General features: G+C 69.9%; 14 protein-coding genes. 5 read left to right on the top strand and 9 right to left on the bottom strand.

The features are described 5' to 3' along the window. Positions 1 to 16: 16 nt before the first annotated feature. A complete protein-coding gene (locus ACGFH9_RS01460; protein WP_393213655.1) occupies positions 17 to 550 on the bottom strand; it encodes a DUF4190 domain-containing protein in 534 nt (177 codons plus the stop codon). Positions 551 to 577: 27 nt separating this feature from the next. Beyond that, a complete protein-coding gene (locus tag ACGFH9_RS01455; RefSeq protein WP_393213652.1) occupies positions 578 to 874 on the bottom strand; it encodes a CD225/dispanin family protein in 297 nt (98 codons plus the stop codon). A gap of 184 nt (positions 875 to 1,058) precedes the next feature. On the opposite strand from ACGFH9_RS01455, the gene purN reads away from it, so the two are divergent. Next, entirely contained in the window at positions 1,059 to 1,679 is a 621-nt protein-coding gene (gene purN / locus ACGFH9_RS01450) for a phosphoribosylglycinamide formyltransferase (RefSeq protein ID WP_355247047.1), read from the top strand. Beyond that, positions 1,676 to 3,247 carry a bifunctional phosphoribosylaminoimidazolecarboxamide formyltransferase/IMP cyclohydrolase gene (gene purH, locus ACGFH9_RS01445; RefSeq protein WP_393213648.1) on the top strand — a complete coding sequence of 524 codons (1,572 nt, stop codon included), beginning with the start codon at positions 1,676 to 1,678 and terminating at the stop codon, positions 3,245 to 3,247. The genes purN and purH overlap by 4 nt, the downstream gene beginning before the upstream one ends. Positions 3,248 to 3,390: 143 nt before the next feature. Here the strand turns inward: purH and ACGFH9_RS01440 are convergent, their stop codons facing one another. The 5 genes from ACGFH9_RS01440 to ACGFH9_RS01420 form a co-directional block, all read right to left on the bottom strand. Next, positions 3,391 to 4,425 carry a dipeptide ABC transporter ATP-binding protein gene (locus ACGFH9_RS01440; protein WP_355620241.1) on the bottom strand — a complete coding sequence of 345 codons (1,035 nt, stop codon included), beginning with the start codon at positions 4,423 to 4,425 and terminating at the stop codon, positions 3,391 to 3,393. Next, on the bottom strand, positions 4,409 to 5,437 hold the full coding sequence (locus ACGFH9_RS01435; RefSeq protein ID WP_393213644.1) for an ABC transporter ATP-binding protein: 1,029 nt from the start codon (positions 5,435 to 5,437) through the stop codon (positions 4,409 to 4,411). Before ACGFH9_RS01435 ends, ACGFH9_RS01440 begins: the two co-directional genes overlap by 17 nt. 67 nt (positions 5,438 to 5,504) lie before the next feature. Next, positions 5,505 to 6,461, bottom strand: coding sequence for an ABC transporter permease (locus ACGFH9_RS01430; RefSeq protein ID WP_393213641.1), 957 nt, complete (start codon positions 6,459 to 6,461; stop codon positions 5,505 to 5,507). 72 nt (positions 6,462 to 6,533) lie between these two features. Next, a complete protein-coding gene (locus ACGFH9_RS01425; protein WP_355247061.1) occupies positions 6,534 to 7,472 on the bottom strand; it encodes an ABC transporter permease in 939 nt (312 codons plus the stop codon). 200 nt (positions 7,473 to 7,672) lie between these two features. Further along, entirely contained in the window at positions 7,673 to 9,274 is a 1,602-nt protein-coding gene (locus ACGFH9_RS01420) for an ABC transporter substrate-binding protein (RefSeq protein WP_393213637.1), read from the bottom strand. Positions 9,275 to 9,720: 446 nt separating this feature from the next. Here ACGFH9_RS01420 and ACGFH9_RS01415 point away from each other — a divergent pair, with 446 nt between their 5' ends. From ACGFH9_RS01415 to ACGFH9_RS01405, 3 genes are all read left to right on the top strand, one after another. After that, entirely contained in the window at positions 9,721 to 10,581 is an 861-nt protein-coding gene (locus tag ACGFH9_RS01415) for a bifunctional methylenetetrahydrofolate dehydrogenase/methenyltetrahydrofolate cyclohydrolase (protein WP_393213634.1), read from the top strand. Positions 10,582 to 10,707: 126 nt separating this feature from the next. Next, the gene (locus ACGFH9_RS01410; RefSeq protein WP_393213631.1) at positions 10,708 to 11,658 is read left to right on the top strand and encodes a malate dehydrogenase; all 951 of its coding nucleotides are present in this window, start codon (positions 10,708 to 10,710) and stop codon (positions 11,656 to 11,658) included. A 764-nt stretch (positions 11,659 to 12,422) separates the two neighbouring features. Then, positions 12,423 to 13,640, top strand: coding sequence for an NADP-dependent isocitrate dehydrogenase (locus ACGFH9_RS01405; protein WP_393213628.1), 1,218 nt, complete (start codon positions 12,423 to 12,425; stop codon positions 13,638 to 13,640). Positions 13,641 to 13,963: 323 nt separating this feature from the next. Here ACGFH9_RS01405 and galT read toward each other — a convergent pair whose 3' ends face one another. Beyond that, entirely contained in the window at positions 13,964 to 15,037 is a 1,074-nt protein-coding gene (galT, locus tag ACGFH9_RS01400; RefSeq protein WP_393213625.1) for a galactose-1-phosphate uridylyltransferase, read from the bottom strand. After that, complete coding sequence (locus ACGFH9_RS01395; RefSeq protein ID WP_393213622.1) at positions 15,034 to 15,858, bottom strand: DeoR/GlpR family DNA-binding transcription regulator; 825 nt, start codon at positions 15,856 to 15,858, stop codon at positions 15,034 to 15,036. Before ACGFH9_RS01395 ends, galT begins: the two co-directional genes overlap by 4 nt. Between the last annotated feature and the right edge of the window lie 76 nt (positions 15,859 to 15,934).

Here is a 15,934-nt window from a genome sequence, read left to right as displayed (position 1 = left end):
CAGGGTGGGTTGCCGATCAGGGCTCGGTCGGCAGGTTCACGTTTCCGATGATGCCCACGATGAACAGCAGGATGCCCAGGCCGACGCCGACCGCGCCGCAGATCAGACCGGCCTTGGCCTGACCGGCGTTGCTGGCCTGGCCCTGGGCGACCTTCTGCTTGGCGAGGTAACCGGTCACCACGCCCGCGATGCCCACCGGGATGCCCAGGTAGAGGCAGCAGACCAGCGGGATCGACGCGATGCCGAGGATCATCGACACCAGGCCGAGGGTGTTGTTCTGCCCCTGGGCCTGCGGGTACCCGGCGTTCGGGTACGTCGGAGCGCCGTGGGGCTGCTGCTGGCCGTACGGCGCCTGCGGCTGCTGCCCGTACGGGGCCTGGGGTGCGCCGTACGGGTCCTGCGGCTGCTGGCCGTACGGCTGGCCCGAGGTGGGCTGCTGGCCGTACGGGGCGGCCGGCGGCGGGGCGTACGGGTCGTGTGGCGGCTGGGGTGCGGTCGGGTCGTTGGGCTGCTGGCCGTACGGGTCCTGACCGGGATTACCGGGCTGCATTCGAGAGAACTCCTTGGACTGGTTCCGTCAGTTGCTGCTGCTGTTCCCACTCATGATCGCGCCCAGACCACCCAATGCACAGCACAGCAGCACGATGACAAGCCACGCGATGCCGACGATGAGGGCCCACTTCGACCACTTGCGCGACTCCGTCGCGGCGGCCTGGGCACCGGCGTAGTCACCCTGCTGGAGGAGCGGGTTGACCTTCGACGCGTTGATGATCGCCGGGATGGCGAGGGGCCAGAACAGGAAGATGGCGACGATCGACATCGTCATGTTGTTGTTGATCGGCGGCTGCTGCTGGGGGTGGGCGCCGGGGTGCATGCGGGTGCTCCTCATTCCAACGGCACGGTCGGCGTGCCGGATCGCTGACAGGGGTGTGCGGACCGGCACGGTGTCCAGCCCGGGCGACCGGCAGCGTACCGGGTCGATGCTCGCCAGCACTGTCACGGATTCGGCGCGCCGCCCGGCCGAAGGGCCTTCCTGACCTGCCCGATAGGGTGTTGCGGTGACCGAGCCCGCGTCCGCCGCCCGCATCGTCGTCCTCATCTCCGGCTCCGGGAGCAACCTCCAGGCCCTGCTGGACGCCGCTGCCGACCCCGCGTACGGCGCCCAGGTTGTAGCGGTCGGCGCGGACCGCGACGACATCGCGGGCCTGGACCGGGCCGAGGCTGCCGGGGTGCCGACGTTCGTCGAGCGGGTCCGTGACCACGACAGCCGGGAGGCCTGGGACCGCGCGCTCACCGCGCACGTCGCCAAGCACCAACCGGACCTGGTGATCTCCGCCGGTTTCCTCAAGCTCGTCGGTCCGCATTTCCTCGCCGCCTTCGGCGACCGCTACCTGAACACCCACAACACTTTGTTGCCGGCGTTCCCCGGCATCCATGGCCCGCGCGACGCTCTCGCGTACGGCGTGAAGCTCACCGGTGCCACCCTCTTCTTCGTCGACGCCGGCATGGACACCGGGCCGATCGTGGCGCAGGTCGCGGTGCCGGTGCTCGACGACGACGACGTGGACACCCTCACCGAGCGCATCAAAGAAGCCGAGCGCCGCCAGCTCGTCGAGCAGGTCGGCCGTCTGGTCCGCGAAGGCTGGACCATCACCGGAAGGAAGGTCACGGTTCCGTGAGTTCCACTCAGGACGGGCGTCGCCCGATTCGGCGGGCGCTGGTCAGCGTCTACGACAAGACCGGGTTGGTCGAGCTGGCCCAGGCCCTGCACGCGGCCGGTGTGGAGATCGTGTCCACGGGCAGCACGGCGGGCACGATCGCCGCCGCCGGAGTTCCGGTGACGCCGGTGGAGACGGTGACCGGGTTCCCCGAGGTGCTCGACGGCCGGGTGAAGACCCTGCACCCGAAGGTGCACGCGGGCCTCCTCGCCGACCTGCGCAAGGACACCCACGTGGCACAGCTCGACGAGCTGGGCGTGGCCGCGTTCGACCTGCTGGTCTCCAACCTCTACCCGTTCCAGGCGACCGTCGCCTCCGGCGCGGGCGTCGAGGAGTGCGTGGAGCAGATCGACATCGGTGGTCCGGCCATGGTGCGGGCCGCCGCCAAGAACCACGCCTCGGTCGCGGTGCTCACCGACCCGGCCGGCTATCCGGCGCTGCTGGGCGCGCTCGACGAGGGCGGGTTCACCCTGGCCCAGCGTCGCGCGCTCGCCGCCCGCGCGTTCGCCGACATCGCCGAGTACGACGTGGCGGTCGCCCAGTGGTGCGCCCGCGAGCTGGCCCCGGCCGACGACTCCTGGCCGGCGTTCGCGGGGTCGGCGCTGCGCAAGTCGACGGTGCTGCGCTACGGCGAGAACCCGCACCAGCCGGCCGCGCTCTACACCGACCCGGACGCCCCGGCGGGGCTGGCCCAGGCCGAGCAGTTGCACGGCAAGGAGATGTCCTACAACAACTACGTCGACGCGGACGCCGCCTGGCGGGCCGCGAACGACTTCGCCGACCAGCCGGCCGTGGCGATCATCAAGCACGCCAACCCGTGCGGCATCGCGGTGGGCGCGGACGTGGCCGAGGCGCACCGCCGGGCCCACGCCTGCGACCCGGTGTCGGCGTTCGGCGGCGTGATCGCGGTCAACCGCTCGGTCTCGGTTGAGATGGCCCGGCAGGTCGCGGACATCTTCACCGAGGTGGTGGTCGCCCCCGGCTTCGACGAGGGTGCGGTCGAGGTGTTGCAGGGCAAGAAGAACATCCGGCTGCTGCGCGCGCCCGCGTGGACCCCGGCGAAGATGGAGTGGCGGCCGGTGACCGGTGGCGTGCTGACCCAGGTCGCCGACCGGGTGGACGCCCCCGGCGACGACCCGGCGAGCTGGCGGTTGGCGACCGGCGAGGCGGCCGACGAGGAGCTGCTGCGCGACCTGGCGTTCGCCTGGCGGGCGGTCCGCGCGGTCAAGAGCAACGCGATCCTGCTCGCCAGGGACGGCGCGACCGTCGGCGTCGGCATGGGTCAGGTCAACCGCGTCGACTCGGCGCAGCTCGCGGTCGGCCGAGCCGGCGCCGACCGGGCCCGCGGATCGGTGGCCGCCTCGGACGCGTTCTTCCCGTTCGCCGACGGCCCGCAGATCCTCATCGACGCCGGCGTCCGCGCCATCGTGCAGCCCGGCGGCTCGATCCGCGACGAAGAGGTAATCGAAGCGGCCAAGAAGGCCAACGTCACGATGTACCTAACGGGAACCCGCCACTTCTTCCACTAACCCACCCACCCCCACCCCCCGCCCCCCCTGCCGGCCACCTCCGTCGGTTGATCATGAAGTTATTGCCCTGACACGCCGATGTGCAGGGCAACAACTTCATGATCAACCGACGGAGGGCCGGTGGCCGGCGGGGCGGGGGGGGGTCAGGCTGTGGTGGGGGAGCGTAGTTCGGCGAAGTGGCAGGCGGACGGGTGCGGGTCGGCCGCTCTCGGGACCGTCTGCGGGTCCTCGACGGCGCAGATGTCCTGGGCCTTCCAGCAGCGGGTGCGGAAGTGGCAGCCGCTCGGCGGGTCGGCCGGGCTCGGCACGTCACCGACCAACCGGATCATGGTGCGCTGGTCGCGTACCTCCGGGTCCGGCACCGGCACGGCCGAGAGCAGGGCCTGGGTGTACGGGTGGGTGGCGCGCTCGTAGATCTCGTCCTCGGTGCCGATCTCGACGATCCGACCGAGGTACATGACCGCGACCCGGTCGGCTATGTGCCGCACCACGGACAGGTCGTGCGCGATGAAGATGTACGACAGTCCGAACTCGTCCTGGAGCTGCTCCAGCAGGTTGATCACCTGGGCCTGGATGGAGACGTCCAGCGCCGAGACGGGCTCGTCACAGACGATCACCTCGGGCCGCAGCGCGAGCGCCCGGGCGATGCCGATGCGCTGACGCTGACCGCCGGAGAACTGGTGCGGGTATCTGTTGATGTGCTCCGGGTTCAGCCCGACTACGTCCAGCAACTCCTGGACCCGCTTGGCCTTGCTGCCCTTGGGGGCGGCGTCCGGGTGGATCTCGAACGGCTCGCCGATGATGTCGCCGACAGTCATCCGTGGGTTCAGCGACGTGTACGGGTCCTGCATGACCATCTGCATGTTGCGGCGCAGTCGACGCAGCTCGGACCCGGACGCCTTGAAGAGGTCCTTACCCTCCAGGGTGGCACTCCCGGACGTGGGCGTTTCCAGCCGCATCAGCAGCCGGGCGAGGGTCGACTTGCCGCAGCCGGACTCGCCGACCACGCCGAGCGTCTCGCCCCGGCGCAGCTCGAAGCTGACGCCGTCGACGGCCTTGACGGCGCCGATCTGCCGCTGGAAGAGCACACCCTGACTGATCGGGAAGTGCTTCACCAGGTTGTCGACGGAGAGGATGGTCTCGCCCCGGACCTTGGCGGAGCTAGCGGGCGCTGTCATCACGGACCTCCTGCGCGAAGTGGCAAGCGCTGGTCCGGCCGTCGCCGAGGACCAGGTCGTGCGGCACCACGTCCACGCAGACCTGCTGCACGTACGGGCACCGGGGGTGAAAGGGGCACCCGGAGGGGATGCGCATCAGGTTCGGGGGCAACCCCTTGATCGTCGACAGTTCCTGGCCGCGGACGTCCAGGCGCGGGATCGATTCCAGCAACCCCTTGGTGTACGGGTGGGCCGGCGCCTTGTAGAGGGAGCGGACGTCGGCGTGCTCGACGATTCGACCGGCGTACATGACGGCGATCCGGTCCGCGACACCGGCGACCACGCCCAGGTCGTGGGTGATCAGGATCATGGCCATGTCGAGGTCCCGGCGCAGGTCGGCCAGCAGGTCCATGATTTGGGCCTGCACGGTGACGTCGAGCGCGGTGGTGGGCTCGTCGGCGATCAGCACCTTCGGGTCCAGCGCCAGTGCCATGGCGATCATGACGCGTTGGCGCATGCCGCCGGAGAACTGGTGCGGGTAGTCGCCGATCCGCTTGGCGGCCCCGGGGATCTTGACCAGGTCCATCAGCTCGATGGCGCGGCGGCGGGCGTCACCCCGGGACATGCCGGAGCGCTGGCGCAGCGTCTCGCCGATCTGCCAGCCGACGGGGAACACCGGGTTCAGGGCGGACAGCGCGTCCTGGAAGATCATCGCGATCTCCTTGCCACGGACCTGCCGGCGCTGCTCCTCGGAGGCGCTGAGCAGGTCCTGACCCCGGTAGAGGATCTGGCCGGAGCGGACGAACGCGGGCGGGGTGTCCAGGATGCCCATGATCGCCTGTGCGGTGACCGACTTGCCGGAGCCGGATTCACCGAGGACGGCGAGGGTCTCCCCGGCGTCCAGGTGGTACGACACGCCGTTGATCACCCGGGCCACGCCCTCGTTGGTCCGGAACTCGACGTGCAGGTCCCGCAGCTCCAGCAGGTGGCCGCCCTCGGGAGTGGCGGAGGCGGGCGTGGGTTCGACGGTCATGACTGTGTCTGCCTTTCGCTCGCGACTGCGGGGCTCGCTTCGCTCACTCCTCGCGCTCGCATGGAAGTCACCGCAGCTTCGGGTCGAAGGCGTCACGGATCGCGTCGCCGAGCATGATGAACGCCAGCACGGTCAGCGCGAGGAAGGCCGACGGGACGATCAGCGGCGTCGCCGCCTCCCGCATGTGGATCCGGCCGGTGTCGATGTCCTGGCCCCACGAGATGGTCGGGGCCTTCAGACCGATGCCCAGGAAGGACAGCGTCGCCTCGGCGGCGATGAACGACCCGAGCGCGATGGTCAGCACGACGATGGCCGGGGCCAGCGAGTTCGGCAGGATGTGCCGCCACATGATCCGGCCGTTGCCGGCGCCGAGCATCCGGGCCGCCGCCACGTAGTCCTGCTCCTTGGCGGTGATCACCGAGGAGCGCACCACCCGGGCGGCGGTGGTCCAGCCCAGGATGGCCAGCACGAAGATCACCGCGGCGATCCGGGCGTTCTCGCTGTCGCTGGACACCCGCTTGAGCAGGACGATCGCCGCGAGCAGCAGCGGGATGCCCAGCACCACGTCGATCACCCGGGAGAGCACGGCGTCGACCCAGCGGCCGAAGTACCCGGCCAGCATGCCGATGACCAGCGCGATGATGCCGGTGCCGAGCGCGGCGAGCGCGCCGACCAGCAGCGAGGCCCGCGTGCCGTAGACCGCCCGGGAGTACGTGTCGCAGCCCTGGAAGTCGTACCCGAAGATGGCCCCGCCGGACGGCCCGGCGTGCTGGCGCGAGAGCAGACAGTCGTTCGGGCTGTTGGCGGTGAACACGCCGGGGGCGAGCGCCATCAGGGTGAAGACGACGACCAGCGCCAGCGAGGTCCAGAAGATCGGGTTGCGGCGCAGGTCGCGCCAGGCGTCACCGGCCAGGCTGCGCGGCTTGTGCGGCGCGCCGACCTGGTTGGGTGTGCCGGGCTCGCCCGAGGGGCCACGCCGTGCGGCCTGGTTCTCGCTGGCCGCCACCGTTTCAAAGTCACTCATGCCGGCACCTCGCTGCGCTCGGCGCCGGCCTGAGAGCCCAAGCACGCTGCGCTGATGATTCGTTCGCTGCGCTCACTCATAGCGGATCCTCGGGTCGAGTACGGCGTACAGGACGTCCACCACCAGGTTCGAGACCAGGTAGACCACGACCAGCACGCTGACGATGCCCACCACCAGGGGGCCGTCCTCGGTGCGGATGCCGCGGAAGAGGTTGAAGCCCACGCCGGGGATGTTGAAGACTCCCTCGGTGATGATCGCGCCGCTCATGAGGTTGCCCAGCTCCACGCCGAGGAAGGTGACCACCGGGATGAGCGAGTTGCGCAGCACGTGGACGGTGACGATGCGGCGCTTGACCAGGCCCTTGGACCGCGCGGTGCGGACGTAGTCGGCGCGCAGGTTCTCGGCCACCGAGGTACGGGTCAGCCGCAGGGCGGTGGCCAGCGACAGCGAGCCGAGCACGATGCCCGGCAGCAGCAGCGCGTAGAACGTCGGCTGGGAGCCGGCGGTGGGCGGGAAGAGCTGCCACTTGACGCCCAGGAAGTACTGGGCGAGCGGAGCCAGCACGATGGTCGGGATGCCGAGCACGAGCAGGGTCAGCACCAGCGTCGAGTTGTCGAAGATGCTGGCTCGGCGGATGCCGGCGACCACGCCCGCGCTGACCCCGAAGATGATCGCCACGGCGAGCGCGATGAGCGCGAGCTTGAGGGTGACCGGCCACGCCGCCTGGAGGATGTCGCCGATCTGGCGGCCCGTCAGGGACTGGCCGAGGTCACCCTGGAGCAGGCTCTTGACGTAGTCGAAGTAGCGGTAGAAGAAACCGCCGACGCCCGTCGCGTCGAGATGGTACTTCTCCGTCAGGTAGGCCCGTTGGGCCGGCGTCACCGGGCGTTCGCCCGCGAGGGCCTGGATGGGGTCGCCCTGGCCGGCGAACATCAGCGCGTAGACGATCAGGGTGGTCCCGAAGAACGCCAGGACCATCTGGAGTAGGCGCCGCAAGATGTAGCGGAACATGCTTAGCAGTCTCTCCGGAAATGTGCGAAAGGGTCGCAGGACGGCATCTCTGGTCGTACCCGAAATATCCGAGACGTGCCGTCCGGCCCGGGGGAGGCCTGCGCCACCGACACCGGGGCCCGCGTGCGGGCCTGTGGCGGATAGCGCGGTCCGGGCCACCCGGGCGTCGCCGCCCGGATGGCCCGCAACCGTTGGTCAGCTCAGCTGGCCGCTTCGATCTTGACGAGGTTGACCCGCTGGAACAGGTCCATCTGCACGTTCTTGACCTTGGACGAGTGGCCGAACACGTTCTCGCCGAAGCGGAGCGGGATCACCGGCATGTCCTTGGCCAGGATGTCCTCCGCCTGCTGGTACTTGGCGATCGCCTCGCCCTGCGTCTTGGCGGCGGAACCCTCCTTGACGAGCTTGTCGAACTCCGGGTTGCTGTAGCCGTAGTAGTTCGACGAGCCTTTCGTGCTGTACAGCGGGCCGAGGTAGTCCTCCATGCTCGGGTAGTCCATGACCCAACCCATGCGGAACGCGCCTACCGGCGTCTTCTTCTCGACCTTGGTCAGCAGGTCAGCGAACTTCGGCTCGGCGACACCGACGGCGTCGACACCGAGGTTGGCCTTGAGCTGGTTGACCGTGGCGTCGACCCAGTCCTTGTGACCGCCGTCGCCGTTGTAGGAGATGACGATCTTGGACGGGCCGCCGGCGGCCTGGTAGAGCTTCTTGGCCTCGGTCGGGTTGAACTCGCCCGCCGCGCCCGTGGTGTTCTCCCGGTAGCCCGGCAGGACCGGCGAGACGAAGGAGCGCGCCGACTGCTGCGAGCCCTTGAACACCGACTTGGTGATCTCGTCACGGTCGATCGCCATCGAGATCGCCTTGCGGACGTCCGGCTTGGCGTAGTCCTTGTCGAACGTCGGGAACGCCAGGAACTGGAACGACGACATCGGGCTGGTCTGGTACCGGTCGCCCAGGTCGGTCGGCGCGGTGCTCAGGCTCTCGGTCGGGATCGTCGGCAGCACGTCCAGGTTGTCGGCCAGGACGTCCGCGTAGGCCGCGGTGAGCTGCTGGTAGATCCGGAACTCGATGTCCTTGACCTTGGGCTTCTCACCCGGGTACGCGTCGTAACGCTCGACGTCGATCTTGCTGTCGTGCTGCCAGGTGCCCTTCATCTTGAAGGGACCCTGCCCGATCGGTGCCTGCTCGTAGGAGTCCTTGAGCACGCCCGGCGCCGAGAACGCGGCGTCCGGCATCGGGTAGTACGCGGTGTAGCCGAGCATCGTGCGGAAGTCGATGTACGGCTCGGAGAGCGTCACGGTGAAGCTCAGGTCGTCGACCTTCTTCAGCCCGGACAGCTCCTTGGCCTTCGGCTCCTTGCCCTGCAGGTCGGCGTACCCAGCGATCTTCTCGAAGAAGAAGTTGCTGTCCTGACCGTTGGGGGCGTACGCGCCGTAGTTCCACGCGTTGATGTAGTCCTCGGACGTGACCTTCTCACCGTTGTGGAAGGTGAAGCCGTCCTTCAGCTTGATCGTCCAGACCTTGTTGTCGGACGAGGTGATCGACTGCGCGGCGACCTCGTACGGCTTGTTCTGGGCGTCGTAGTCGACGAGCGGGCTGAACAGGCCGGTGAGGACCTGCGCGCCGGACGTCTCGGTGGTGTTTGTGGGAACCAGGTGCTTCGGCTCGCCGATCTGGATGCTGACGGCCGAGGTGCCACTGCCACCGGATCCACCGTCTCCGCCGCTGCCGCAGGCCGCGAGGCCCAGCGTCACCGCGAGCGGGAGGGCGGTCCAGGCGGCGAGTCTACGAACTCGCATAGAGCCTCCTCATCTCCTCACGCTGCGCAGTCAGGCCCGACGCTGGGTTTACGCTGCGCAACAAGCGGCAACGGTAGGTCGGGTACCGGCAGTCGACAACGGCCCGGTTGCGGGCGCGTAACGGTCCGAGGACACCTTGCTTGCGCCGCCCTGCACCGCGTGCTATCCCAAACCGGACAGGTGGTGCTGGGCTGCGCAATCGTCGACGCTCTGGGCCTTCTTCGTGCTCGGCTGAGGTGGATTCATCGCCCTTCGGCGCGTCGTCCCCTCTCGACCGCCCGGGTGGACGTCGACCGTTTCAGCAGTGACCGAATACACGCAACGTCACTCATGGTGATGAAGTGCACGTCACTTTTCGTTACCGATTCGGGTGTGACCGGGGCCTCGACGGCCGTCCGGAACGAGGTCCCGGGATCGCCAGCTACCGGACATGAGACGATCTGGGCGTGACGGCGACGCTTCTGGACGGCAAGGCGACCGCAGGCGAGATCAAGGACGAGCTGCGGACGCGGGTGAAGGCTCTCGCGGAGCGCGGCATCACCCCCGGTCTCGGCACGGTTCTGGTCGGGGCCGACCCGGGAAGCCAGGCGTACGTCAACGGCAAGCACCGCGACTGCGCCGAGGTGGGCATCGCCTCGATCCGCCGGGAGTTGCCAGCCGACGCCACCCAGCAGCAGGTCGACGACGTGATCGCCGAGCTCAACGCCGACCCGGCGTGCCACGGCTACATCGTGCAGCTGCCGCTGCCCGCCCACCTCGACACCCAGCGGGTGCTGGAGCTGATCGACCCGGACAAGGACGCCGACGGTCTGCATCCGGTCAACCTGGGCCGCCTCGTCCTCGGCTACGACGGCCCGCTGCCCTGCACCCCGCGCGGCATCGTCGAACTGCTCCGCCGCCACGACGTCGCGCTGCGCGGCGCCACCGTGGCGGTCGTCGGCCGGGGCAACACCGTCGGCCGTCCGCTCGGCCTGCTGCTGACCCGTCGCAGCGAGAACGCGACGGTCACCCTGTGCCACACCGGCACCCTCGACCTCGCCTCGCACACGCGCACCGCCGACATCGTCATCGTCGCTGCCGGCGTACCGGGTCTGCTCACCCCCGACATGATCAACCCGGGTGCGGTGGTCGTGGACGTCGGCATCACCCGGGTGATCGGCCCCGACGGCAAGGGCCGCTACACCGGGGACGTCGACCCAGAGGTGGCGGAGACGGCCGGCGCGCTCGTCCCGATGCCCGGCGGTGTCGGCCCGATGACCCGTGCCATGCTGCTGACCAACGTGGTGGAGCGCGCCGAGCGCGGCTGACCCGTGCGCCGGTGACGCCGGTGACGTTCGCCCCATCCCGGCGATGGCCGCCGCCCCTGGCCCGTTCGGTGCCAGGATGACTGATACGGTCCGGAAAACCGACTGGTATCAGGGAGTGGGACGACCATGGGTAAGAAGGTCACTGTCGTCGGGGCTGGCTTCTACGGCTCCACCACCGCACAGCGCCTGGCCGAGTACGACGTCTTCGACACCGTCGTGATCACCGACATCGTTGAGGGCAAGCCCGCGGGCCTCGCGCTCGACCTCAACCAGTCGCGGGCAATCGAGGGCTTCGAGACCAAGGTCGTCGGCGCGACCACCGGCCCGAACGGTGAGGGCTACGAGGCCATCGAGGGCTCCGACGTCGTCGTCATCACCGCTGGCCTGCCCCGCAAGCCGGGCATGAGCCGGATGGACCTGCTGGAGACCAACGCCAAGATCGTCCGCCAGGTCGCCGAGAACGTCGCCAAGTACGCCCCCAGCGCCGTCGTCATCGTCGTCTCCAACCCGCTGGACGAGATGACCGCCCTGGCGCAGATCGCCACCCAGTTCCCCAAGAACCGGGTGCTCGGTCAGGCCGGCATGCTCGACACCGCCCGGTTCAGCAACTTCGTCGCCGAGGCGCTGAACGTGCCCGTGGCGTCCGTACGCACGCTGACCCTCGGCTCGCACGGCGACACCATGGTTCCGGTGCCGTCGAAGAGCACCGTCAACGGCAAGCCGTTGCGTGACGCCATGCCGGCCGAGCAGATCGAGGAGCTGGTCGTCAAGACCCGCAACGGTGGTGCCGAGGTGGTCGCGCTGCTCAAGACCGGTTCGGCGTACTACGCCCCGTCCGCCGCCGCCGCTCGGATGGCGAAGGCCGTGGCCGAGGACTCCGGCGACGTCATGCCGGTCTGCGCCTGGGTCGACGGCGAGTACGGCATCTCCGGCGTCTACCTGGGCGTCGAGGCCGAGATCGGCGCCGAGGGCGTCCGTCGGGTCGTCGAGACGGACCTGGACGCCGACGAGCGCGCCAGCCTCCTCGAGGCGGCCGAGGCCGTCCGCGCGAAGCAGGGCGACATCTCCAGCATGTAGTACCCCAGCGAGACGAACGAAGGGCGCGCCGGCCAAGCCGGCGCGCCCTTCACACACTCCACCCCCCCGCGCCCCCCCGCGCCCACCCCCCGCGCCCACCCCCCCGCGCCCACCCCCCCCGCGCCCACCCCCCCCGCGCCCACCCCCCCCCCCGCGCCCACCCCCCCGCCCACCCCCCACCCCCCCGGGTCCCGCGCCCACCCAACCCGGTGATCAAGAGGTTCGTGTCACCAAAACCCCCGGTTCCTGACACAAACCTCTTGATCACCGCGGCCGGCCGCAGGTCGCCGCCGGGGGCCGCTGCCGGGCCCGCACTCCGAACCACGCGTCGATCATGGAGTTATTGCTCGGACACGCCGGGTGGGAAGGCAATAACTTCATGATCGACGGGAGCGAGGCGGGGGCGGTCCGGGGGCGGTCCGGGGGCGGTCCGGGGGCGAGGCGGGGGCGGTCCGGGGGCGGTCCGGGGGGAGGTGGGGGAGCGGGGTGGGGTCGCGGCGGTCGGCCTCCGCCCACTGCGCGGCTGTGGCGTGCGGAAACGCCTCGTCGCGGGGCTGGAAGAAGCCGCCCTCGCCGTCGGTGAGCGCCGTGACCGTGATAGACCCGAAGGTGCGGCTCAGTGGCATCGCGCGATGGTGTCAGGGAACTGCTGTGTCGTGCAGCCCCAGTTTCACCGGTCGGCAGAGGCCGGCTGGGGGTTGCCGGCCCAATTGCAGTACGCTCGTACTGCTTGAGCACGTGTCCCCCGAGAGGAGCGCCGGCCGATGGCGAAGATCAAGGTAAACAACCCGGTCGTGGAGCTCGACGGCGACGAGATGACCCGGATCATCTGGAAGCAGATCCGGGAGCAGCTGATCCTGCCCTACCTCGACGTCGACCTGCACTACTACGACCTGTCGATCCAGTACCGCGACGAGACCGACGACCAGGTCACCATTGACGCCGCCAACGCCATCAAGGAGCACGGCGTCGGCGTCAAGTGCGCCACCATCACCCCGGACGAGGCCCGGGTCGAGGAGTTCGGCCTGAAGAAGATGTGGCGGTCGCCCAACGGCACGATCCGCAACATCCTCGGCGGCGTCGTCTTCCGTGAGCCGATCATCATGTCCAACGTGCCGCGGCTGGTCCCCGGCTGGACCAAGCCGATCATCATCGGCCGGCACGCCCACGGTGACCAGTACAAGGCCACCGACTTCGTCGTCCCCGGCCCGGGCACGGTGACCATCACCTACACCCCGGCCGACGGCGGCGAGCCGATGGAGATGGAGGTCGCCAACTTCCCCGGCGGCGGCATCGCCATGGGCATGTACAACTACGACGAGTCGATCCGGGACTTCGCCCGGGCCTCGTTCCGGTACGGCCTGGACCGCAACTACCCGGTCTACATGTCGACCAAGAACACCATCCTCAAGGCGTACGACGGCCGGTTCAAGGACATCTTCGCCGAGGTGTTCGAGGCCGAGTTCAAGGCCGAGTTCGACGCCGCCGGCCTGACCTACGAGCACCGGCTCATCGATGACATGGTCGCCGCCGCGCTCAAGTGGGAGGGCGGGTACGTCTGGGCCTGCAAGAACTACGACGGAGACGTGCAGTCCGACACCGTCGCGCAGGGCTTCGGCTCGCTGGGTCTGATGACCTCGGTGCTGCTCTCCCCGGACGGCCGTACCGTCGAGGCCGAGGCCGCGCACGGAACTGTCACCCGGCACTACCGGCAGTACCAGAAGGGCGAGAAGACCTCGACCAACCCGATCGCCTCGATCTACGCCTGGACCCGGGGCCTGGCCCACCGGGGCAAGCTGGACGGCACGCCGGCGGTCACCGAGTTCGCCAACACCCTGGAGCAGGTCATCATCGACACCGTCGAGGGCGGCCAGATGACCAAGGACCTCGCGCTGCTCATCTCGCGCGACGCCCCGTGGCTGACCACCGACGAGTTCATGAACGCGCTCGACGAGAACCTGGCCCGCCGGCTCTCCGCCTGATTCGACAGCACCAGCACCGGAGCCCGTCGGCACCCGCCGGCGGGCTCCGCTGTGTCCGGCGGGCGACACGCCTGCGGCGTCACCCCGGCCCGGCACGTCTCGTTGACCAGGGTGGACGAGATGCCAGTCGCGTCCGGAAGGTCGACCGCGGTCGACCGCGGTCGACCGCGGTGTGCGTGCCGATCAGCCAGCCTTCCCGGCTGTGTCGAGCACAGCCAGCCGTCCCTTCCCTGCGGGGGGCCCTGTCCCGGGCCCCCCGCGCCCTGTTTCCCAGCCCCCACGCTCGAGCAGCCGGCCGACGCGCGGAAGCCCCGGCGGCCCGGTCAGGCGGCGCGGAGCAGTTCGGCGGCGCGTTCGGGGGCGATGTCGTTGATGAAGACGCCCATCCCCGACTCTGAGCCGGCCAGGTACTTCAGCTTGTCCTTGGCGCGCCGGATGCTGAACAGCTGAAGGTGCAGGTGGCCCAGCTCGCGGTCGATCCGCACCGGCGCCTGGTGCCACGCCGCGATGTAGGGCATCGGCATGTCGAACAGCCCGTCGAAGCGGCGCAGCAGATCCAGGTAGAGCGGCCCGAAGGCCTCCCGCTCGTCGTCGGCGAGCGCCGGGATGTCCGGCACCACGCGCCGCGGCGCGACGTGCACCTCGAACGGCCAGCGGGCCGCCGCCGGCACGAACGCCGTCCAGTGCTCGTTCTCGGTGACGACCCGGTCGCCGGCCGCGCGCTCGGCGGCCAGCACGTCCGCGTACAGGTTGCCGCCGGTCCGCTCGGCGTGCCGGCGGGCCGCCGCCAGCAACGCCCGGGTGCGCGGCGTCACGAAGGGGTACGCGTAGATCTGCCCGTGCGGGTGGTGCAGCGTCACGCCGATCTCGACGCCCCGGTTCTCGAAGCAGAACACCTGCTCCACCCCGGGCAGTTCGCCGAGCACCTCGGTCCGGTCGGCGAGCGCGTCCAGGACCGTGCGGACGCGACGCGGCGGGAGGCTGGCGAAGGAGGCGTTGTGGTCGGAGGTGAAGCAGACCACCTCGCACCGACCCACGCCCGGCCGGACCGGCGTGAACGGGGTGATCTCGCCGGGCTCGTCGGCGACCCGGCCGCTCAGCGAGGGGAACCGGTTCTCGAAGACCACCACGTCGTAGTCCGGCGCGGGGATCTCGGTCAGTCGGTCGCCCACGGACGGGTCGAGCGGGCACTCGTTGGCGGGCGGCAGGAAGGTACGGGTCTGCCGGTGCACGGCCACCGCCACCCACTCGTCGGTCAGCGGGTCGTAGCGCAGTTGCGACGCGGGTGGCGGCGGCGGCAGGTCGCGGCGGTCTGGCTGGTCGCGGACGGCGGCGTCGTCCTCGTCGAAGTAGATCAGCTCCCGGCCGTCGGCCAGGTCGATCGCGGTGCGCTTCACGGCGCCGTCCCCTCACTCGTCGGCGTGCGCGTCGCGCGGCCCGCCCTCGTCGCCTTAACCATGATCAGTTGGCCCACCTGTTCGCCGAGTACCCGTCGCGCGGGCGGAGGCAACGCCTCGTCGCTGACCAGTACCTGGGCTGCCGCCAGCTCGACGATCGAGGAGATGCCGACCGTGCCCCACTTCGTGTGGTCGGCGAGCACCACCAGTTGGTCGGCTGCGGCGACCAACGCCCTGTCGATCTCGGCTTCCATCAGGTTCGGTGTGGTGAAGCCGGCGCGCTCGGTGATGCCGTGCACGCCGAGGAAGAGCAGGTCGAGGTGCAGCCGCCGGACGGCGGCCACCGCGAGCGGGCCGACCAGCGCGTCCGACGGCGTCCGCACGCCGCCGGTGAGCACCACCGTCTGGTCGGGCCGGCCCCCGGCGTGCAGGATCTCGGCCACCGGCAGCGAGTTGGTCACCACGGTCAGGCCCGGGACGTCCACCAGTCGGCGGGCCAGTTCGGCGGTGGTGGTGCCGGCGGAGAGAGCGACCGCCGCGCCGGGCCGGACCAGCAGCGCCGCCCGGTCCGCGATGGCGGCCTTCTCCGGCAGTTGTCGGACGGACTTGGCGTGAAACCCCGGCTCGTCGGTCGAGCCGGGACCGGACGCGGTCGCCCCGCCGTGCACCTTGGCCAGCAGGCCGCGCTCGTGCAGCGTCTCCAGATCGCGGCGGATGGTCATGTCGGAGACGCCGAACTCGGTCGCCAGGTCGGTCACCCGGACACCGCCAGCGGCTCGGACCCGATCCAGGATGGCCGACTGCCGCTGTCGAGCGAGCATCCGCCGTGCCTCCCCGGGGTCCACGTACTCTCACGTGGTCGAACGTGTTCCAACAAAGATGAACACTAGCGCGTAC

Source organism: Micromonospora sp. NPDC049102 (assembly GCF_043197485.1).
GTDB lineage: Bacteria > Actinomycetota > Actinomycetes > Mycobacteriales > Micromonosporaceae > Micromonospora.
Note: the sequence above shows the minus strand (reverse complement) of the source record. Positions and strands in the feature narration are given on the sequence as shown.